We start from the raw sequence: 20551 nt of genomic DNA, 5'->3' as shown, positions 1-20551 counted from the left end.
GCTCCAACTACACCTGTTGCTCCTGTTGCTCCAACGACTCCATCTGCACCCGTTGCTCCTGTTGCTCCAACTGCTCCAGCTACGCCCGTTGCACCCGTTGCTCCTGTTGCTCCAACGACTCCATCTGCGCCCGTTGCTCCTGTTGCTCCAACTGCTCCAGCTACACCCGTTGCTCCTGTTGCTCCAACTGCACCCGTTGCTCCTGTTGCTCCAGTTTCACCAGCAGCTCCTGTTGCTCCTGTTGCACCAGCAACTCCTGTTGCACCCCCGGCTGGGCCTTGTTCACCTACAGGCCCTGTTGCTCCTGTTGCACCCACTGCTCCTGTTGCTCCTGTAGCACCTGTAGCTCCTGTCACACCAGTTGCTCCTTCAGCTCCTGTTGCTCCTGTTGCCCCTGCTGCTCCTGTTGCTCCTGTAGCACCTGTAGTTCCTGTCACACCAGTTGCTCCTGCTGCTCCTTCAGCTCCTGTTGCTCCTGTAGCACCTGCAGCTCCTGTAGCTCCTGTAACACCTGTTGCTCCTGTAGCGCCTACAGCACCTGTTGCTCCTGTAGCGCCTACAGCACCTGTCGCTCCTGTAGCACCTACAGCACCTGTCGCTCCTGTAGCACCTACAGCACCTGTCGCTCCTGTAGCCCCTGCAGCACCCGTAGCTCCAGTTGCCCCTGCAGCTCCTGTAGCTCCAGTTGCTCCTGTAACACCACCTACAAATGGAAATTCAATTTCAATTTCCCCACCGTTGTACAATTCAATTTCAATTTCCGCGACTTCATACCAATCAATGTCTTCTAGAAAATCCTCGAGTTCAGACATCCGTTGACTGGGTCCATCACCAATTTCAAACTTTATTTTGTATTCTTCTTCGTCAAAATACTCGATTTCAATTTTTTTGATGTTCATTATTCCCACAATTCCAATCAAATTCATTAACTGAGCAAGTTTACTCAACGTACTTTCACCTCCATATTATTTTAATGCTAGTAACCTGCAATCGAGATACGGTTTCTTTTAATGAGACATACCTCCCTTACTTAAAATGAAAACTACTCTAGTTTCCTCGTATATTATATGTGTACAAACTTTCAGTGCATGGACGAATGAGAGAGGACAAATGATGGAAAAAAACATTTTTTGTAAATACTTGATTGAATTAGGTAGTAAAGTTCGAACTAGAACCTCCCAACGCACTTCTAAACACCTTTGGAACATGTCATAGTTGATAGACTTCGAGTCATATGTACCGCAAAAAGAAGCGGCTGCACCCAAATATATGGGGAGCAGTCTCTTCTTTCTATAAACCTGATGTATCCATAATATACTGCATCACCGTATCTACCTGTTTGTCGCTAGGAACAAGAATTCCTAATCCATTATTCGTGTAAACACGATGGAAGCTTAGATCGAAAGTCGTTATCTTCAAGAAATCTTCTATCGCTGTCAACACACCATTTTCTTCCCCATATTCATTCATCGCATTGAACTGGGTTTCATTAATCCCCCCTGTTTCAACAAGCTCACTGGAGCCAGCTTTAATCCCTTTTTGGGCATGCAATTTACGATATTGGGTAGGTATCGTTTCCGGGAAGTAGTAAGAATCACGTCTTCCATATGGCCACTCCGTATCATGAAGAATGACAATCGGAAATTCACCTGATCTAGTTGCCATTTGCTCAACTGCCATTAATTCATGATAAACGGTGTACCAATTATGGTCTCCGTCGATGAGAAAGACATCAGCAGCTTGAAGTTCTGATAATACCTCCAGACTGTGCTTTTTATGAACGACTAATTCCTCTGAAAAGACAGCTTCATAAGCATAAGTATTAAATCCCGGTGCAGGATCAATGACTGTTAGCTTACCGTTCATTATTTTACAAAACTCAAGCAATTTTATGGTAGTACGACCATCTAGGAAAACGCCAATTTCTACAATGTGTTTAGCCTCGTATTTGATTAGAATGGGTTTTATTATTTTTTCAAAAAAACGATTCATACCGCACCTCCTCTTTGTCACCATATTCCGTCAAAGGAATTTTGGTTCGATGTAACCATCCTGTATACAAAGGAATCTCATGATAAGGAGCTTACCCTTTATTCACATGCCGTGCCCTCTTATTGAAACTATGAATAGTTTAGAAAGACCACATTGGATTTTATCTTATACAGAAAGTGAGTGAAAACGTGATTACCATTAGTCTTTGCCTTATCGTTAAAAATGAGGAGAAAACACTTCGATCTTGTTTGTCTTCCGTTGCGAAAGCAGTTGACGAGATCATCATAGTAGATACCGGTTCTACCGACCAAACGAAATCGATAGCAAGCTCCTTTACGGATCACATCTATGATTTTAAATGGATAGATGATTTCTCGGCAGCACGTAACTTTGCTTTCCGGCAAGCCACGAAAGACTACATTTTATGGCTGGACGCGGATGATATTTTGAAAGAAGAAGATTGCAACAAGCTTATAACGTTAAAAGCAGATCTGGAGCCTTCCGTCGATTCGGTCACGATGTTTTATAATTATGCCTTTGATGAATTTGGCACCCCGACTTTCAGATTTAAGCGAAATCGGTTGGTGAAACGGGTGAATCAGTTCAAATGGATTGGCGCGATCCACGAATATTTAGAGGTTAGCGGCAATATTGTGGACTCTGACATTACTGTTACACATTGCAGAATCCATACGAAGAGCGACAGGAATCTCAAAATATTTCAGAATCGACTACTGCGTGGAGAAACGTTCACGCCAAGGGATTTATATTACTTCGCGAATGAATTAAAAGATCATAACAAGTATGCAAAAGCAATTATTTATTACAATAAATTCCTGGCGAATGGAAAGGGCTGGGTGGAGGATGAAATCTCCTCCTGCAGTAATCTAGCGGATTGTTACCATCAGCTAGGCAACAGTGAAATGGAATTACAGTCCGTTTTCCGATCCTTTCAATATGACAGCCCGCGTGCTGAGTTCTGTTGTCGTCTAGGCTATTATTTTCTAACTCGGAAGCAATACGAACCAGCAGTGTTTTGGTACAAATTAGCTTCAGAACTGCAGGTCCCGACACACAATTTGGGATTCTCTAATCCTAAATTTTCAACTTGGCTGCCACATCTACAGCTCTGTGTCTGTTATGACCATCTAGGGCAACACGCAAATGCTTATAAGCACAATGAAATTGCCCGCACCTACAGACCCAAAGATCGGAACATCCTGCATAATAAAAAGTACCTTGAGTCCGTTCTGCATATTTCGGACAGCTCCGAAGCCGCAGAATGAGAAAGAAAACAGCGGCTGCGCCCTATTTATGAGGTGCAGCCGCTGTTTATCGTTTAATTCAACTTTCTTCGTCAATAATGTTTTGGTAAATTTCGAGATATTTATCGGTCATCCCACTTGTTGTAAAATGCTCGAGTACATATTCGCGAAGCTCATAAGGGTCGGGAAGCGTCTCATGGATCAATTTGATCGTCATCTCTTCGACAGAGCGGCATATCAATTGAGGAAACCCGCTCATTACTTCAGGAACAGATCCATTTGGCAAGGCCAAGACAGGCGTTCCACATGCCATAGCTTCCGTCATGACGAGCCCAAATGGCTCCTCAACCAATGTCGGAAATAACATGCATCTGGCATGCTTCAATAAATCTTGTCGAGCTTGCCCTCCGACTTCACCGACATATTGAATAGATGGATTCGATAGAGTCTTGGAGAGAATCTCTTTATGGAAATAGTCATGATCATAGACGGGTCCAGCTATAATTAACTTTTGTCCCGCCTGCTCTGCCGCTTCAATCGCATGATGGACACCTTTATAAGGAATAATTGCACCAATGAAAAGCAAATAATCGCTTTTTTGATCAGAGAATTGAAATTCATCCGGGTTTAATCCGTTATAAACGACGTGATCATGAGGGTTGCCGAACAAGTCCCGATGTCTTTTGCTTAAATAGACGGCATGTTTAACTGGATTGGTTAATGGATTATGAATCGTACAAACCGTAGGTACTGCGAGTTTCTTTTGGCCGACAACGGAAAGCTGTGTATGGTCATGAATGATATCTACACCTGGTGGCAAAGTTAGCTTAACAAAACCAGGAATTCGCCACATATCGTGCCCCTCATGTAAATAAGGCATTAGCTTTCCTCGAATCTGACTTCCAAAGGGTGCATATAGAATGACTTCATGCCCCCGTTCAACAAGCTCCTCTGCCAGCGTATAAACAACTCGCTCTATGCCGCCGTATTTTACGGGTGGGACAGGAAGATAATCGGGACTTATCAGTGCAATCCTCATTCCTTTTCCTCCTACAAGATTCCCAATGAGATACTACTTCTTATTAATAGGTATATAATGCCGTTCAATTCGGAAAGGCTTCTCTCTCTCTACTAACTCTGAGGGATTGTATCCGAACTGATCCAGCTCTAAACCCGTTATGCCTAACGACCACTTTTTGGAAAATCGTTCAGCATTCGAGTAGGCGCTTGCTGAATAATTCGTTTTATTCGTTTGAAACGTACTTCCTCCATAGTGATGAACGTAAACGTCATTCGCAACCCACAGAATTTGACCGCTGACGCGGGCTCGCAAACAGAAATCATCATCCTCATAATTCCCTGGGAAAAACCTTTCGTCCAGCCCACCTATTTTGGTAATAAGATCTTTATGAAAAAGCATGCAATGCCCGATTAATTTATGCGGAAAGAAGCCTTGATCTTTATGCTGCAGCGACCAATGGGAGGCAAAAACCTCCATCTCCGCAGAGGACTTATAGGGGACATTGTAGACGAGCTGCGACCAAGCGACATTATTAGAACGTGGCCCAACGATAGCGATATTTGGATTCTTCAGAAGGCATCCGAGCAAACGATTCAACCAACCTTCGGTAACAACGGTATCGTTATTCAGCAAACAAATGTATTCACCGTCTGCTTCTGCGATCCCTTGGTTGTTTCCAGCTGCAAACCCTTTATTTTCCTGATTACAAATGAGCTTTGAGGAAGGAATGGTTTGTAAGTACTCTACGGTACCATCCGTCGATCCATTGTCTACAAACACAAATTGAATCTCTATGTTGTCATCGGCATGTCGTAAAATACTTTCTACGCATTCTTTCGTAAATTTCAATCCATTCCATGTCAGCATGACTATTGAAATAAGTGAAGGCATCCCATTTCCCCCTTTCAACTCGCCCCTTTTAAAATGACCATAATATAAGTATTCATTTGATTTTCATATGGTGCAGGCTCGCTGAAACATGAAAAAAAGTCCCCTTTCCTACGATCGGAAAGAGGACTCCATATAACCTAGCATTCTGCACCGCTCATCTCATTGGTAAAAAATCGTTTATACTCTTTTGGCGTAAGTTTAATAGCTGATTCGCCTACATAATGGAACTGCAAAGCGCGACGTTTCTTCGTAGAGAGATTATAAGGAGTACCGTGCTTGAGTAACCCGTGGAACAATAGGATACCTCCAGGTAATAGAGGCACAGCAACATCTCTTTCTACCTGTACATGGGCATCACATAACTGCCAATCTCGAATGGCATAATGTGGTGTTGCCCCATCGGCATGCGAACCAGGAATAACATGCATACAACCATTATCAAGCGCTGCTTCATCTAGTGCGATCCACACACCAACCACGGGTTTCTCATATGCCAAATTCCCATAGGCCATATCTTGATGCCACGGCTTCTCCCCTCCACCATGCGGAGGTTTAAGCAATGCCATATCCTGAACAAGCCGCGGCGTTTCACCCAAGATATCTTGCACGATGGCAAGAATCGCAGGATGCTCTGCAATCCCTCGCAAGCGTTCGTCCACCTTAACGAATTCGTGTACCTTCCTTACCGCTAGTTCCTTCTCTTCGTCCGTTTTCAATTCACTTTTCGGCTTCGAGAATTGGATGATTGCCCCTTTATTATCTTTAAAAATAAGCTCATACAAAGCTTCTTTCGAATTCTGAATATCTTCTTCATCTAATACATGTTCGACCGCCGCGAAGCCATTTCTCCAATAATCGGCGAGAGATGACTCATTCCAATTTTCCCCACCCTCAATTTTATCTGCAATACGTTCGTAACGGTAAAGCTTTGCCGAAATTTCTTCAGGTGATTGATCGGTTGGTTCAATTCTAGGCATAACGGTAACCCCTCCGTTTAAATAATTTAACGATTCATAACTTTATTATATGAATAGAAAATAGTAAAATAAATGCATTCAAGCACCATACTATTTGCACTATTTTACATAAGGGGTAGTGATCTTGCATGTCTGTTTTCTCATCCCAAGCAGCGTTAGAGCTCAATCGTTATTTCGGTAAGACCATTTGTGAGGTGAATTGGAAATGGAGCCGCCGCGAGAATGACCCTTTCCAAGACTTTGATTTCTGGTATGTATGGGATGGTGAAGGAGAGGTCACCTTAAATAGCAAACGTTACCATGTGAGTAGCGGCGATTGTTTCTTGTTTAAGCCAGGGGACCTGTCCAGTGCGAGTCATAATCCAGAACGTCCGCTTACCGTTACATATATCCATTTCTCTGCAGAAGGGGATCATTCGTATCCGATGTCACTGCCTTCTTTCGTACATTTCGATCCCGCTGAGTTCCACGAGAGCTATCTAGATCGTTTCGTTCAAGTACGACACACCGAAGCGTATGGGCATGAAGAAGAAGCGAAAACGCTGCTCAAGCTCATACTTTTGCTTTTTGAACGTCAAGCACCTGACCATCAACCTCAGGGTGATCCGGCACGGCGCTCGATGAATCGAGTGATGATGGATATCGCGGCTCACATTCGGCAAGACCCTGGGCGGCAGCATAGCATTCAAGATTTAGCCAAAGAGGCGCATCTATCTCCACGTTATTTTTCTATAAAATTCAAAGAAATCATGGGCCAGACGATTGAATCGTATCTCATTCAGTCCAGAATTGAACGTGCCTCCTATTTGCTCAAACTAGGGATGAATGTCAGTGAAGTCGCTGAAGCGCTGGGTTATCGAAGCATTTATTTCTTTAGCCGCCAATTCAAAAAAGTAACAGGAACGAACCCCTCTCAGCTTCGCTCTTGATAAATTTTTTTTGCAACTTTGGCTGAGCGTGATAAAATGTACATTCATGACAGCATTGCGCTAGTACATCAAGGAAGGTTAGGTCATCATGCATTCATCCAATTTATTACGCTCGTTTAACTTTTTGTATTTCGCATTACTTGCCCTCTTCGTCTCTTTTCTACCCGTCTATTTGGACGCACAAGGACTTTCTACATCACGAATTGGTCTCATCATCGGGACTGGTGGTTTCATCGCCATCTTTTCGCAGCCATTATGGGGCATGATCAGTGATCGAACGAAAACGATCAAAAAAATCATGTTACTTCTTCTCTTCTGTTCCACCATCATCGGGTACTTGCTATACGATTCCAAGAGCTTTATCGTGCTGCTTCTATTTACTATGCTGCTATACTTTTTCTTAATGCCGCTGGATCCATTGACAGAAAGCCTTAACTTCCAAACCGCGGAACGCCTTGGCACGAGTTATGGTTCCATCCGTACATTCGGTGCTGTCGGTTACGCTGTGATGTCGTTAATTGTTGGCTATGCGGCGCAATATTTCGGCATTCATAGCTTGGCTTACCTGTTTGGCGGCATTGGTATATTGAGCTTGATCATATGCTTCGCGTTGCCTGATGCTCCTGTGACTGGGAAACCAATCTCCCTGCGCAGTCTGCGAAAGTTTCTAAGTAATAAAGAAACTATTTGGTTCATGGTCTTAATCTTCATTTGTGCCGTCCCGCAGCGGATTAATGACACGTTTCTTGGTGTCTATATTCGTGAATTAGGCGGCAGCAATCATTTGGTTGGGATTGCCTTTTTCTTAGCAGCTGGCAGTGAAATTCTAGTTTTCGCCTTAAGCTTCTGGTGGCTTCGTAAAGGTAGAGAATTAGCGCTTATTTCATTCGCTGCCTTCTTCTATTTCTTGCGCTTCTTGGTCAGCGCTTGGGTAACGGATCCGCATGTGCTTGTGGCGATTCAGCTGCTCCAAACGTTCACATTCCCTATTTTCTACTCAGCTGCAATTCAGTACTTGTATCAGATTGTCCCTGAGGAGTGGCGTGCAACGGGACAGACCGTGCTAGCGATCATCTTCTTCGGTGTCTCGGGTATTGTCGCTTCTTATCTTGGCGGATGGTTCTATCAAGCCTTTGGTGTACACACGTTATTTATCTGGGTGTCGGTCATGTCTTTCTCTGGATTCTCATTAAGTCTGGTGCTGCGTGCGGTCTATCGTAAACAGAAGCTGGCAACCTAAGCTTTTTCTGCTAAAATGATAGGATAGGATGAAACGGGGGCACATCATGGATTACATTATATTAGATATCGAATTTAACGGCCGCAAGTTTGCCAGTGATTTACCTATGGAAGTGATTGAGATCGGCGCTGTTCGATTAGATGCTTCACTAAATGAAGTAGATGAATTCTCAGCTTTGATTAAGCCTGTATATTTCTCTAAATTGAACGCCTTTATTAAGAAAAAAACGGGGATTCCCCAAGAAGATATTGATGAAGCAGCTGGTTTCCGCAAAGTGATTACCGACTTCTTGGCTTGGCTCGGACGGAGTGAAGAACTGTTGCTTGTCACTTGGGGTGGCGAAGATCTCAAGCGAATTGTGTTTGATACACGGATGCATAAGTTAGATGATGCGTATTGGATGGCAGCTCACTATTTCGACTTATTGAAAGGGTTCACCCGCTTCAAAAAAGTAACGAATGACGTCAGCGTCGAAGCCGCGCTTGTTGATTTGAACATCGTCGCTGAGGGCACGGCTCACAGAGCGTTGGACGATGCGAAGATGACAGCGGAAGTATTCCGCTCGATCTTCACCGAACTAGACTTCGAACGCAAGCAGCAGTATGTGGACATGTACACGAATGCCAAGGAACGCAGGCTGATCAAAACAGCTGTAAAAACCATCCACATGCAAAAGGTCGTTCCGACCTGGGAACTTTTCGTGGAGAAATACTTCGCAGATAAAATAGAAGCAGCCGACGCTAAAAAAGTCGCCGAAATGCAAACGTTATTCGCCGCGGAAGTCGCGAAAGGTGTGCCAGTGGCAAAGCCAACGGGGACGGCAGGAAATACAGCTAGAATTACAACAGAAGATACAGCGACATCGACTTAGAGCCCGTTCTGTAACTTTTCCAAATCTGCGTTCACCTAAATAAGGGATCGTCGTTCCGCAAGTATGAACCAACTGTTACTTTGGTGCTCATCTGCGGATCGGTGGTTCTTTTTACATAACGAAAAAGCCAACCCAACCGATACACCTTGCCGAAGCAAGTTATCGATTAGATTGGCTTCTTATCATACCAACGATCACAGCTGATCCACACCTAAACGGTTCGCATAGAAACCGGAGATCACATTATCAGTGGTCGTCTTGGATCCATTAGACTGTAAGGCAAGTAAAGTATCGGTTAGCTCCATAAACCACATCTCATCCTTGATGCCAAGAGCAATATCAATCATACTCCGAATGCCATCTTCTGATTCAAGTCCGCTTATTGGGAGTGTCTTCACACTGGAGAGTTTCACTTCAATTTGATGTCCAATAATGTCATCTTGATCCGAAGCAATGACATGAACGAAGGCGACACCATGCTGCCAAGCGATCGCTCCCACATACCCATGAACCATTTCATCTTCACTTGTTGTTGCGACTACCCAATCACCGATTGCAACATTCAACATACGCCTCGCCACCTTCACTCGAAATGTTAATTCATACTGTAATTATAATAATTACAGTATGAATTGTCAAGTGATGTCCTACTTCAAGCCAGTCGTTGCAATCCCATCAATAAACTTCTTCTGTGCGAAGAAGAATACGAGTAAGAGTGGAACGGTAGCCATTACAGAGGCTGCCATTAACAAGTGCCAATCCGTACCTGCTGTATCGGTGAATAACTTCATCGCAATCGGTAGTGTAAACAATTTCGACGAGGAGATGTAAATTAACGGATCAAGGAAATCTTCCCAACTATTTAAGAAGGTGAAAATAGACAATGTCGCGAATGCCGGTGTTGCCATCGGCACCATGATCCGCCAGAAGGTCTGCCAAGGTGTACTGCCATCAATTTCAGCTGCTTCGTCCAAATCCTTCGGAATCGTAATGTAAAACTGACGAAGTAAGAACACGCCGAAGATTCCGCCCGCACCCAGCATAGGTGGAATGATTAACGGGAAGTGATTATTCACTAACCCTAGCTTAGAGAACCAGATAAAGTTCGGAATAATCGTAACCTCATTCGGAATCATCATCCCGCTTAGGAGAATGAGGAAGAAGGTATTTTTGAATGGAAATTGAATCTTGGCAAATGCAAACCCGGCTAACGCACCGAAGATACACGTGCCAACGGTGACGAGAATCGCAATGTACAAACTGTTCGCATAGTGCGTTAAGAATTGCGGCTGTGTCGTAAATACCTGCGAATAGTTAGACCATACGATCGGATTCGGAATCCATTGTGGCGGGAACGAGAATATTTTCGTTTGATCCTTGAGCGATGTCGTCAACATCCATACAAAAGGCATCAAAATTACTGCAGAAACGATCGTAAGAAGGACATAAGTTAACGTATTGCCAAGCACGCGCATGGATTTATTGCTCATGATGCACCCACCTTTTTCTGAAACTCCACTGTAACATCGTAAGTACGAGTACTAAGAAGAAGAGGATAAACGCAACAGCCGATGCGTAGCCAAGATCATACGTTTTGAAGGCTAACTTATAGATGTAATACACAAGTACACTTGTACTATTCCCAGGTCCGCCATCGGTCATGACACTGATCTGCGAGAACACCTTCAGTGACCCAATTAAGGTAATAATTAACGTTAGGAATAACGATGGTGAAATCATCGGTAACGTAATTTTCGTAAACTGCTTCCACTTCGAGGCACCGTCGATCGTTGCGGCTTCATAGTACATTTTCGGTACATCTTGTAGCGCCGCTAGAAAGATAACCATGTTCATACCAACTTTTTTCAATACGCTAACTAGAATCACTACGGGCATCACTAATTTCGTATTGTACATCCAAGCAGGTCCGGTTATGCCGAAGAAATGCAATATTTGATTCACCAGCCCGGCATCCGTGGCGAATACATATTTCCAGACGATCGCCCACACGATGATGGATGTCACAACTGGGGTAAAGATCGCGGTACGGAAGATGCCGACCCCGGGAAGTTTTGTCGATAATAGTAGAGCAAGTCCCAGCGCTAGAATGAGATTAAGCGGGATGAGTCCGGCCGAGAAATATAACGTATTTTTTACAGATGTCCAGAAGAGCTCATCCTTCGTAATCACTTGCACATAGTTATCTACACCTACAACTTTCGTTGCATGTAGAAGTGAATAATCGGTAAAGCTAAGTCCGAAAGCACTAATAATGGGTCCAGCCATGAAAATCAAGAATCCAAGCATCATAGGTGCAATAAACAGATATCCATATATCGCATTTCTGCGTTTCGTTCGACTGAACGTATTTCTTTTCTTATTAACTGCGGTTGCTCCTGGCACCTCGAGGGGGGCCGTTCTATACGTTGCCATGGTGTTCGCTCCACTCCTTTGTGAGAAAATGGCCAAGCTATTTGACGGCTTGACCACAGATTCCATCCGATTATTGCGCTAGAATCGCATTCACGTCTGTTTCCATCTTTTTCAAGATGTCAGGAACTGTACCTGCTTGTGTATAGATCGCATCGAAGTGCAGCTTCATTTTGTCATCAATTTTTTGGAAGTTAACGAATCCTTGACGTACACGAGCGGCAGCCATTTGATCCAGTACCGCTGTTTTCATACTTTCAGGAGATGGTCCTTGTTTCAAGAAGCCATCGGAGTTTAGGACCGATTTACGACTTGGCACGAAGAACTGGGATGTGATCGCCATGTTCTCTTTGTTACTCAAGTATTTAACGAATTCAATCGCTTCTGCTGTGTTCGCGTTGCCTTTAGGAACCATGTACGCTGCATAGCCAAGTGTTGTTCCTTGACCGCCAGCTGCCTTCGGCATAGGTGCGATATCCCACTCGAAATCTTTGATCGCTTTCGCTTTGCCCATGTAGCTTAACAGATCTTGTTGCATCCCGATTTTGCCGGATTCGAACGTCGTTTGGTCACCTGGCTTCGGATGTACCTTTGTTTTGAACATAGAATCACTGAAGAATTGCAGCGCTTGTTGACCTTGTGGTGTGTTCAAAGCTAATTTCTTCCCATCTTTCGTAAAGAAATCAGAACCGTATGCCCATACCAACGTTTGTAGTGACTCGATCCAGCTTGGACCCCAACCGCCTGGGCGAATCAAGTTCATGCCGTAGATGCCTTTATCCGGTTGCGCAATCGCTTGAGCCGCTTTATTCATTTCATCATACGTCCAGTTGCCATCTTTATAGAGCTCAGTCGGTGTTTTCAATCCTTTTTCTTTGAACAAGTTTTTGTTGTAGTACATCATGTTCGGCGGTGTGGAGAACGCTACCCCATATAATTTGTCTGCTTTGGTTACAAGCTCTAATGTGGATGGAATGATATCGTTTGCATCGTAAGCCGTATCTGTTTTGATAGGTGAAAGATCTTCCATTTGTCCAGCTTCAAGGAATTGTGGAATCCCTCTTTCCAGCATCCAGATCACGTCTGGGGCTGTTTTGGAAGCGAGCATGACGGACATTTTCTGTAAATAATCTGCCGATGGAATGATCATAACTTCTACGTTGACGTTCGGCTTCAACTTTTTATAGTTCGCAATCATGTCTTCATACATTTTCTTATGCGCGTCACTGCCCCAAATACTGAAAGTCAGCTTGACGTCCTTCGCTGGTGCTTTCGTTGCATCTGCTGCCTTGGAGCTAGCAGGAGCTGTTGAAGCTGTGGAAGTCGTTTCTTTGGTCGAGCTGCAGCCTGCAATGAAACTACTTACTAACAGTACGGAAGTCGTTAAGAGTAGAGCTTTCTTCATTGTGTTTAGTCCCCTTATTCTTCATGTGGTTTGAAGCGCTTTCATACCCTTATTATAAACCTCGCCTACTTTCAGGATAACGCCACAAAATCCATAAAAGGTTCAAAATAGCAAGGTAATCGCTGCCCAGATCAAACCTATTACTGTTCTCGAAACTCGGATGGCGTGCAGCCGGTGTGCTGTTTAAACAGCGATGCGAAATATTTATGATTGGCAAAACCACACATCATCGCCACCTCAGCAACCTTCAATGTCGTTTCCTTCAACAGCTTCCTCGCCTTCTCCATGCGCCGTTCTGTCACGTAATCAGACAAGTTCTGTCCTGTTTCCCGCTTAAACATATCGGACAAATATTTGGGATGTAGATAAACGCGTTCTGCTAGAAACTGTAGGGAAATGTCCTGATTCAGATACTCATTCACAAGCTCTTTCACTCTACGAATTAAAAGCCGGTCCTTGTCATCATTGACGACCGTCGCCGTTGTAATCTGGTTGGGTTGCTTCGTTGCATTGATCTGCTCACTAATTTTCTGCAACACTTGGGCTAGCTCCACACGCTCAATAGGCTTCAATAAGTAATCACTTACCCCATAACGCAAAGCTTCTCTAGCGTAAGCAAACTCATCATACCCGCTAATCACGACAAATAGGAGACTTGGGTGCGACTCTTTCGCTCGCTTGATCAATTCGATCCCATTCATTTCACTCATGCGAATATCGGTAATGATGAGATCCACTTGATCCTGTGTTTTCAACCAATCCAACGCTTCACGGCCGTTACTTGCTTCGGTTACGCGCAGTTTCGAGGTAATCACATCTTCAATGATTTTCTTAAGACCTTGCCTGATTTTCTGTTCATCTTCAACTAACAAAATATTCATCTGACTATTCCTCCCACTGAAATGGTATACGAATACAGAAGGAGGTGCCTTCGGGACCCGTGTGTGCAATTGACAAACCGTACGACTCGCCATATAAAATCACTAGACGCTGATGTATGTTGCGCAGGGCAAAGCCTTTCGACTTCTTATCGGAAAGCAATCCTGATTGCTGACGTTCTGGTTCAATTAAGCGTTGTTCGACTAATTTTCTGCGCTCTGGATTAATGCCCTTTCCGTTATCTGTGACATACACATAGAGATCCTGCCCTTCCGCTTTGGAGGTAATCTGAATTGTGATCGGCTCCTTGCCGAGACCATGTTCGATGGCATTTTCAACGAGAGGCTGCAGAATAAGCTTAGGGACCATCGCATACTCATGTGAGAAATCTACGAGGATTTCGGCGCTCAACTGATCTTCTAAACGGAAGCTTTGTATATTCAAATAGTTTTGGACAAACGCCAACTCATCCTTCAAATAGACGAATCTCTCCTGTTTATCCACCGTATACCGCAGTAGCTTCCCTAGACTCGTGATCACTTGAGATAACTCGTTATTACGCTCTTTTACAGCGACCATATTAATAGATTCTAACGTATTATACAGGAAATGAGGATTAATCTGACTTTGCAGCGCATTCAACTCGGAATCTTTCTCCCGTAAGCGAAGCTCGTACATCTCTTTAATCATAATATCAAGCCGAGAAACCATGCTGTTAAAGCCCTCTGTCAACAAACCGATCTCATCATTGGAATGAACTAAGGCTCGCTCTTGGAAATCACCGCTCTGAACACGTCGCATTTTGCGCTGCAGATGAAGGATTGGCTTCACAAGTCGATTCGACGTGAACAAGGCTGCAATGAATGCGAAGATGAGTGAAGCAGCTGAAATCCATAGCGTGAAACTCGTAAGCTTGCGTGCATCTGTCAGCAGATCTCCCTTAGGAATTGTCCCTACAATTCGAAGTCCACCGTAGGCCGTTGTTCGCAAAGAAGTAAGCGTATCCGAAGAACTTGTGCCAACAATGTCATCGTAGGACGGAATGTTAGCTTCATCTGTAAAAGGATAAATTGGCTGCAAATTTTCATTGAATACATACAATTTACTGTTCTTGGACACTTTGACCGAGGAGAGAATTTTCTCAAAGCCCTTACTCGTCAAATCGACCTTCACATAGCCGAGTTCGCGATTCGTCAGTGGATTTTTGATCAAACGGGCAAAAGAAAAAGCTTCCTTCGGCTTCTCGAGATAATAATTCCACTCCACTGGGGGCAGAATGACTAACCCGCCATCCTTCTGCTTTACTTGCTCCATCCAACCCGATGTACTCGAGTCCCAGTTGCTTCTAATCGTTTCAGTTAAATTACTGAATAACGTGCCATCCAAACCAAATATGAACACACCTTCTAGTTCCGTCCGATCAATAATAATCGAAGAAATAAGTTGATTCATTTTGGATTGTTCTTCAATCCCTTTGTAACTCCCAGCTTCATTGGCTACTTTATGTTTGTCTAAAATTTGTAATAAGTTCGGGTCGTAGTACATCGCAATTGTGATTCGCTCGACTTCTTTCACATATCGCTCTAGGTTAATGGACAATTGTTCGGCGATTTGATCGGAGTAAGCCTTAGCATCTCTTTCGACATTGGCGGAATACTTCTGATAAGTTAAATAACCACTAAATAAGAATGGTAACGTTATCATTAGGCAAAATAAGATAAGAAATTTCGTCCGTAAGGACACGAACGGCGATTTATTTAACTTCACAAGCTTCCCCCGCTTCAAATGCGTGCTAGTATTGTAGGAAAGTATAAATTGTCCCTGTTAAATTTACAAGTTAGTTCTGACATTTTATAATAGAGACATGTGTTCTTATTGTACGAACCAAAAGGAGTTTTTTCATGTCTTCTACACCTATTTTGAATGATGACCAATGGTCGAGATTACTCGAATATGTAGCCGAAACGTATAACGAAGTTACGCTAAGTCGAGGCTTTCATTTTTATAAACAGCAAATGGTAACATCTATGAATATTGCTACTGAGCTTAGGAAGGTTAACGCCGTCGTGGAAGAGTTTGGCGAGAAATGTCAGGTTGCGATTGACCTGAATCAATTGAAAGCCAGCTCTTGCACCTGCCCGGTTAAGACATCCTGCAAACATGTGGCGGCAACCTTAATGGAGCTGGCAGATCGACAAGGCTATCCAGCCTCGCAAATCATGAATGCCAAGATGGCGTTGAAGCGCGTAGCTGCGCAATCTTCCAACGTGTCCAATTTGGAGCAACTTCCTGGGATGACTGTGGATGGTTGGCACAAGTTCATGGAGCACTACACCTTTCATCTCAAGCCCTCTTATGATCAATGGAACTACGTTGAATTACTGCGTGGGCAATTCGCGAATCTCAAGCGCACGCCGATTCCGTTCTCTGAAACGGACCTGTTTTACTTCGAATTCCATCAGCGATTGTTTATTTTACGCAAAATCGTGGAACAGAACGCCCAAGCTGGTGTTACCTTTTTTACGGCTGCAACCGTCTATCATTTGAGTGATGAGCTGGATGAGTGGTTGAAAGAAAAAGCCAAGACGTTGAATGATGGGCATCATGAGGTGAGATTAACACAGACTTCCGCTTATCTTCGCGCCCAAATGGCGATCGAATCGCCAAAGAAGCTGCATCACTTCAGGGTCTTTACGACGTTCTGGGCTTACCATGTCCCAATTGAGGCAAGCCTGATCGCTTCAGAAATAACGGCTTTCGAAGAGATGGAAGCGGCAGATCTCTCCTTTTCCCTATGTGCAGGACGCGGGTATCTCTCTCTTCGCCAAGGGAACACACGTCAGGCTTGGGATACATTAGTATCACACGCAACGTTCAAGGAAGCACCAACGCTTCTGTTCATACCGTTCCTTGACTACATGAAGCACGCTCAGGATTGGCAGGAAATGGTTCAGTGGCTGCGAAGATTGAGTTCTTTCTATCAAGGAAAAAGACATCTCGAAGTTGACGTCTACGTCTCCTATTGGAAGCTGGTCGTCGCTGAACTGCCTGAATCCGAAGCTGACATGTGGCAGTCATTAGGGGATCTTTTGCCAACAACGTACCGTATCATTGAAGATCTCTATTATGAGAAGCGCCAATGGAAGCCATGGATTGAAATGCAAATTGCGCAGGGCTACGACCCTTTTACACATCGCGTACATGTTCTGCAGCCCATTGAGAAGGAGTCTCCTGAGCTACTACTACCTTATTATCATCAAGCAGTGGAGCACTATATCCGACTCAAAAATCGTCATGACTACAAATCGGCAGTACGGCTCCTGAAACGATTAGAAAAGGTATATAAAAAAATGAAGCAACCCGAACGATGGGAAGCGTTCTTCACCCGATTCGTCAGTCGGTTTAGCAGGCTGCGCGCTTTGCAAGAAGAATTGAAGAAAGGGAAGCTGCTAGAATGAGCACCAAACTGCACGAAATGTCGTTATGCATGTCCCTAACAGATAGCGGGGATGCCTTGCTCTGGGGCTTCAAAGATGGCCGGGATGTCTCTGGCGACCACTTCCGTAAGCTCTTATTCACATGGCATGAGCCTTCGCTCTATGGCACTTTATTAGAAACGCAGCAAGCTGGCGAGCTTGTCGTGACGATTCTTCCTGCTGAGCAGGTTCTTGCCTTCTTTGCCAAACCGAATTTCATGGATATTGTAAGCTGGGAAATGGGTACAGAATCTTCAAAGACGATGCTGCTTCTAGCTCCACTTCTCTATGAAGCAGCTCAGAAAGGGTCCTATATACCGAGCTATGAGGATTTCCGCAATGGGCAGTTAGTGTGGACTTGGGATCGAAATGCGGATACGCTGGCGGACATAGATTCGCGAATGCTCGAGAACATTGATGACCTTGGCGAAACTGGATTACGTGCTGCCTTTTCGGCTGCCGTGGTAGAGGCTCATTATGCGGATGCGACTGCAATGGCTGATTTGCGTCGCGATTATCCAGCATTATTTGCAATGAATCGGAAAGCTAACACAGCGGACGATTCCCCTGCTGCTTTTACGGAAAATGAATGGCTCTCAACCATGGGCTGGCGACCAGACTTAGCACCTTTCCGCCCTGCTCTGCAGCTGCTTGAGCCTGATGAGCTTGAAGAAGACTGGCGGTTGCGACTCGTCTTGCAAGACAAGCACGACAGCACCCTGCTCACACCGATTCGACTGCATGTGGATGGTACAGCCTCAGGCCAATGGGCGTCGGAATGGACGCCGCATGTGGTGGAGCGTGCCCCCGGCTGGGTAACACGCTTATTGGAAGCATTGCCACGCATGGCCGATGACGGGGAACTTCTCGCTCATCCGATGAGCGATGACTCGGCATGGACGTTCCTGACCAAGGACAGCCGCATTTTGCTGGAGGATGGCTGGAACGTTATGCTGCCGGCATGGTGGGAAGCCGCAGCGAAGCGGAAGCCTCGCCTGAGTGCCAAGGTTGCTGCAGAAGCAGGCAGCGGTGCGGGCGGCGGTGGCAAAAGCGAGTCCTTATTCGGCATGAACTCGCTCGTCAATTTCGATTGGCGGATCGCCATCGGAGACTCCGAATTAAGCGAATCGGAATTCAACAGCCTGCTCACCCGCAACGAACGGCTAGTTCGTTTCCGAGGGCAATGGGTCTATCTGGATCCAGCTTTCTTAGAACAAATCCGCCGACTCATGGACAGTATCGACCCGGCTGAGGGATTGTCGCTGCAAGATATTTTCCAGCTGCACCTCTTGAGTGAGTTAGAGCGAGATAAGGTGAAATCCTCCTCATGGGACGGGGATCATCTGGATGAAGTTGATACTGAAGAAGAAGCTCGCTTACAACTTGAGGTTGAGCTGAACGGACATCTGCTTAAGTTGGTTCGGCAGCTAGGACAGCCTTCTGATCTTGAGCTCATTCCCGTGCCGCAAGGGCTTCGTGCCGAGTTACGTGGTTATCAGCACCAAGGGTTTACTTGGTTAACCTATCTGCGAAAGTTCGGCCTCGGTGCCTGCTTGGCAGATGATATGGGACTTGGTAAAACCGTCCAATTCATCACGTATCTCCTGCATCACAAGCCGGTTTCTGAGCAGCCTGCGCTCCTCATTTGTCCTACTTCTGTTCTGGGTAACTGGCAGAAAGAGCTTGCGCGCTTCGCACCTGAGCTGAATGTTATGCTCCATTACGGGAAAGGTCGTTTAGGCGGAGCCGCATTGGATGATGCGTTGCAAGGAGTCGATATTGTCTTGACTTCCTACACGACAGCACTAATGGATCAAGAAACACTTCAGCCATACATGTGGAGCTCCCTCTGCTTGGATGAAGCTCAAAATATTAAAAATGCCCAAAACAAGCAGTCTGCCGCCATCCGTTCATTAAACGCAGTTCATCGTATAGCTCTCACGGGCACGCCGATTGAGAATCGTTTATCAGAGCTGTGGTCCATCTATGATTTCCTGAATCCAGGTTATCTCGGGAACCAGCGCGGTTTCCAAGTTCGCTTCGCGAATCCGATCGAGAAACATCAGGATACCGAACGGACTGCGCAGCTTCAGCAGTTGGTGAAACCTTTCATGCTGCGCCGTAAAAAGAAAGATCCAGCCATCCAACTCGATTTGCCGGATAAGCTGGAAATGAAGGTTTACATTAACTTGACGGCCGAGCAAGGCGCGATGTATGAGCAGACCGTCAAGGATCTGATGGAGCGCATGAAGAAGCTCGAGGGCATGGAGCGCAAAGGTGCGATCCTTGGCGCTTTGACACAGCTGAAGCAGCTGTGTGACCATCCGATGCTGCTTACAAAGGAAGCGGAGCTGGCTGAGGACATGGCTGCCAGCGAGGAAAGCCGCGCTGAGTTGGTGTTGCGCTCGGCGAAGCTAGAGCGGCTTGTAGCGATGGTCGATGAGCTCCGCGATGAGGGCGATTCGTGCTTGATCTTCACCCAGTATGTGGGCATGGGCCGCATGCTGGCGAGTGTGCTCTCCGCGCAGCGCGGAGAGCCGGTGTTCTACCTCAACGGGAGTACGCCGAAGCAGGAGCGCGACCGCATGATTGAACGGTTCCAAGCCGCTGACGGCGAGGGACCGAGTATTTTCGTGCTGTCGCTGAAAGCCGGCGGCGTCGGGTTGAACTTGACCGCGGCGAACCACGTGTTCCACTTCGACCGCTGGTGGAATCCCGCGGTCGAGAATCAAGCGACCGACCGCGCGTATCGCATGGGCCAAACACGGAACGTGCAGGTCCACAAGTTCATTTCGCTCGGCACACTGGAAGAGCGGATCGACGAGATGCTCGAGAGCAAAATGAGCCTCAGTGACAACGTTATCTCCTCCTCCGAAGGCTGGATTACCGAGCTTTCGAATGATGAGCTGCAGGATTTGTTTACGCTGCGCAAATCGTGGTAATTGGAAGCTGCCGCAAAGCAGTGAAGCACGTCTTAATCCCCAAATAGGCCTTAAAGGCTTTCTCTAGCACACGAATGGACAATAGCGCCCCAAAAGGGCGCTATTTCCTTTGGTTTGCTGCCTTTGGGGCGGCGCCCCTCTCTCGCGACTTAGTTCTACCTACGACTTAAACACTACAATTCATCCGAATGTTATAACCAACAGTATATATTCCATCAAATTTCGACATCAAC

At 45.4% G+C, this 20551-nt stretch carries 17 protein-coding genes; 6 read left to right on the top strand and 11 right to left on the bottom strand.

What is annotated here, in order from left to right:
• Positions 1 to 947 (bottom strand): hypothetical protein (locus tag L6I86_RS25625; protein ID WP_236291236.1); only part of this gene is annotated, 947 nt, incomplete at its 3' end.
• 343 nt (positions 948 to 1290) lie between these two features.
• Positions 1291 to 1992 (bottom strand): class I SAM-dependent methyltransferase, encoded by a 702-nt coding sequence (locus L6I86_RS25620; RefSeq protein WP_236291235.1) that lies wholly within the window; start codon positions 1990 to 1992, stop codon positions 1291 to 1293.
• A gap of 188 nt (positions 1993 to 2180) precedes the next feature.
• Here L6I86_RS25620 and L6I86_RS25615 point away from each other — a divergent pair, with 188 nt between their 5' ends.
• On the top strand, positions 2181 to 3278 hold the full coding sequence (locus L6I86_RS25615) for a glycosyltransferase (RefSeq protein ID WP_236291234.1): 1098 nt from the start codon (positions 2181 to 2183) through the stop codon (positions 3276 to 3278).
• Between the two features lie 58 nt (positions 3279 to 3336).
• Here L6I86_RS25615 and L6I86_RS25610 read toward each other — a convergent pair whose 3' ends face one another.
• The 3 genes from L6I86_RS25610 to L6I86_RS25600 all read right to left on the bottom strand — a co-directional run bounded on the left by L6I86_RS25610 (position 3337) and on the right by L6I86_RS25600 (position 6146).
• A complete protein-coding gene (locus tag L6I86_RS25610) occupies positions 3337 to 4296 on the bottom strand; it encodes a glycosyltransferase family 4 protein (RefSeq protein ID WP_236291233.1) in 960 nt (319 codons plus the stop codon).
• Between the two features lie 33 nt (positions 4297 to 4329).
• Entirely contained in the window at positions 4330 to 5169 is an 840-nt protein-coding gene (locus tag L6I86_RS25605; protein ID WP_236291232.1) for a glycosyltransferase family 2 protein, read from the bottom strand.
• Positions 5170 to 5306: 137 nt separating this feature from the next.
• The gene (locus L6I86_RS25600) at positions 5307 to 6146 is read right to left on the bottom strand and encodes a phytanoyl-CoA dioxygenase family protein (protein ID WP_236291231.1); all 840 of its coding nucleotides are present in this window, start codon (positions 6144 to 6146) and stop codon (positions 5307 to 5309) included.
• A gap of 128 nt (positions 6147 to 6274) precedes the next feature.
• On the opposite strand from L6I86_RS25600, the gene L6I86_RS25595 reads away from it, so the two are divergent.
• The 3 genes from L6I86_RS25595 to L6I86_RS25585 all read left to right on the top strand — a co-directional run bounded on the left by L6I86_RS25595 (position 6275) and on the right by L6I86_RS25585 (position 9186).
• Positions 6275 to 7075 (top strand): AraC family transcriptional regulator, encoded by an 801-nt coding sequence (locus tag L6I86_RS25595; RefSeq protein WP_236291230.1) that lies wholly within the window; start codon positions 6275 to 6277, stop codon positions 7073 to 7075.
• 88 nt (positions 7076 to 7163) lie between these two features.
• Positions 7164 to 8315: an MFS transporter gene (locus L6I86_RS25590; protein ID WP_236291229.1), complete on the top strand. Its 1152-nt coding sequence runs from the start codon at positions 7164 to 7166 to the stop codon at positions 8313 to 8315.
• A 46-nt stretch (positions 8316 to 8361) separates the two neighbouring features.
• Entirely contained in the window at positions 8362 to 9186 is an 825-nt protein-coding gene (locus tag L6I86_RS25585; RefSeq protein ID WP_236291228.1) for a 3'-5' exonuclease, read from the top strand.
• 194 nt (positions 9187 to 9380) lie between these two features.
• Here the strand turns inward: L6I86_RS25585 and L6I86_RS25580 are convergent, their stop codons facing one another.
• The 6 genes from L6I86_RS25580 to L6I86_RS25555 form a co-directional block, all read right to left on the bottom strand.
• Positions 9381 to 9755, bottom strand: a complete 375-nt coding sequence (locus L6I86_RS25580; RefSeq protein ID WP_236291227.1) for a hypothetical protein — start codon at positions 9753 to 9755, stop codon at positions 9381 to 9383.
• 78 nt (positions 9756 to 9833) lie between these two features.
• Complete coding sequence (locus L6I86_RS25575; protein ID WP_236291226.1) at positions 9834 to 10676, bottom strand: carbohydrate ABC transporter permease; 843 nt, start codon at positions 10674 to 10676, stop codon at positions 9834 to 9836.
• Positions 10666 to 11619 (bottom strand): carbohydrate ABC transporter permease, encoded by a 954-nt coding sequence (locus tag L6I86_RS25570; protein WP_236291225.1) that lies wholly within the window; start codon positions 11617 to 11619, stop codon positions 10666 to 10668. The genes L6I86_RS25575 and L6I86_RS25570 overlap by 11 nt, the downstream gene beginning before the upstream one ends.
• Before the next feature lie 70 nt (positions 11620 to 11689).
• The gene (locus tag L6I86_RS25565; RefSeq protein ID WP_236291224.1) at positions 11690 to 13021 is read right to left on the bottom strand and encodes an ABC transporter substrate-binding protein; all 1332 of its coding nucleotides are present in this window, start codon (positions 13019 to 13021) and stop codon (positions 11690 to 11692) included.
• Between the two features lie 140 nt (positions 13022 to 13161).
• A complete protein-coding gene (locus L6I86_RS25560) occupies positions 13162 to 13902 on the bottom strand; it encodes a response regulator transcription factor (RefSeq protein WP_236291223.1) in 741 nt (246 codons plus the stop codon).
• 4 nt (positions 13903 to 13906) lie between these two features.
• Positions 13907 to 15604 carry a sensor histidine kinase gene (locus L6I86_RS25555; protein WP_236291222.1) on the bottom strand — a complete coding sequence of 566 codons (1698 nt, stop codon included), beginning with the start codon at positions 15602 to 15604 and terminating at the stop codon, positions 13907 to 13909.
• 197 nt (positions 15605 to 15801) lie between these two features.
• On the opposite strand from L6I86_RS25555, the gene L6I86_RS25550 reads away from it, so the two are divergent.
• Together L6I86_RS25550 and L6I86_RS25545 are read left to right on the top strand one after the other, a co-directional pair.
• Positions 15802 to 17358, top strand: a complete 1557-nt coding sequence (locus L6I86_RS25550; protein WP_236291221.1) for a hypothetical protein — start codon at positions 15802 to 15804, stop codon at positions 17356 to 17358.
• Positions 17355 to 20318, top strand: coding sequence for a DEAD/DEAH box helicase (locus L6I86_RS25545; protein ID WP_236291220.1), 2964 nt, complete (start codon positions 17355 to 17357; stop codon positions 20316 to 20318). Before L6I86_RS25550 ends, L6I86_RS25545 begins: the two co-directional genes overlap by 4 nt.
• Positions 20319 to 20551 lie beyond the last annotated feature (233 nt).

Source organism: Paenibacillus allorhizoplanae, from assembly GCF_927798215.1.
GTDB lineage: Bacteria > Bacillota > Bacilli > Paenibacillales > NBRC-103111 > Paenibacillus_E > Paenibacillus_E allorhizoplanae.
This window is presented reverse-complemented; position numbering and strand designations above follow the sequence as displayed.

Excerpts from the sequence above, each read along its gene's own strand:
- L6I86_RS25605 (WP_236291232.1), bottom strand. The coding sequence starts at position 5,169 with ATGCCTTCACTTATTTCAATAGTCATGCTGACATGGAATGGATTGAAA.
- L6I86_RS25595 (WP_236291230.1), top strand. The coding sequence starts at position 6,275 with ATGTCTGTTTTCTCATCCCAAGCAGCGTTAGAGCTCAATCGTTATTTC.
- L6I86_RS25585 (WP_236291228.1), top strand. The coding sequence starts at position 8,362 with ATGGATTACATTATATTAGATATCGAATTTAACGGCCGCAAGTTTGCC.
- L6I86_RS25570 (WP_236291225.1), bottom strand. The coding sequence starts at position 11,619 with ATGGCAACGTATAGAACGGCCCCCCTCGAGGTGCCAGGAGCAACCGCA.
- L6I86_RS25620 (WP_236291235.1), bottom strand. The coding sequence starts at position 1,992 with ATGAATCGTTTTTTTGAAAAAATAATAAAACCCATTCTAATCAAATAC.
- L6I86_RS25560 (WP_236291223.1), bottom strand. The coding sequence starts at position 13,902 with ATGAATATTTTGTTAGTTGAAGATGAACAGAAAATCAGGCAAGGTCTT.
- L6I86_RS25555 (WP_236291222.1), bottom strand. The coding sequence starts at position 15,604 with ATGATAACGTTACCATTCTTATTTAGTGGTTATTTAACTTATCAGAAG.
- L6I86_RS25545 (WP_236291220.1), top strand. The coding sequence starts at position 17,355 with ATGAGCACCAAACTGCACGAAATGTCGTTATGCATGTCCCTAACAGAT.
- L6I86_RS25565 (WP_236291224.1), bottom strand. The coding sequence starts at position 13,021 with ATGAAGAAAGCTCTACTCTTAACGACTTCCGTACTGTTAGTAAGTAGT.
- L6I86_RS25600 (WP_236291231.1), bottom strand. The coding sequence starts at position 6,146 with ATGCCTAGAATTGAACCAACCGATCAATCACCTGAAGAAATTTCGGCA.
- L6I86_RS25590 (WP_236291229.1), top strand. The coding sequence starts at position 7,164 with ATGCATTCATCCAATTTATTACGCTCGTTTAACTTTTTGTATTTCGCA.
- L6I86_RS25580 (WP_236291227.1), bottom strand. The coding sequence starts at position 9,755 with ATGTTGAATGTTGCAATCGGTGATTGGGTAGTCGCAACAACAAGTGAA.
- L6I86_RS25575 (WP_236291226.1), bottom strand. The coding sequence starts at position 10,676 with ATGAGCAATAAATCCATGCGCGTGCTTGGCAATACGTTAACTTATGTC.
- L6I86_RS25610 (WP_236291233.1), bottom strand. The coding sequence starts at position 4,296 with ATGAGGATTGCACTGATAAGTCCCGATTATCTTCCTGTCCCACCCGTA.
- L6I86_RS25550 (WP_236291221.1), top strand. The coding sequence starts at position 15,802 with ATGTCTTCTACACCTATTTTGAATGATGACCAATGGTCGAGATTACTC.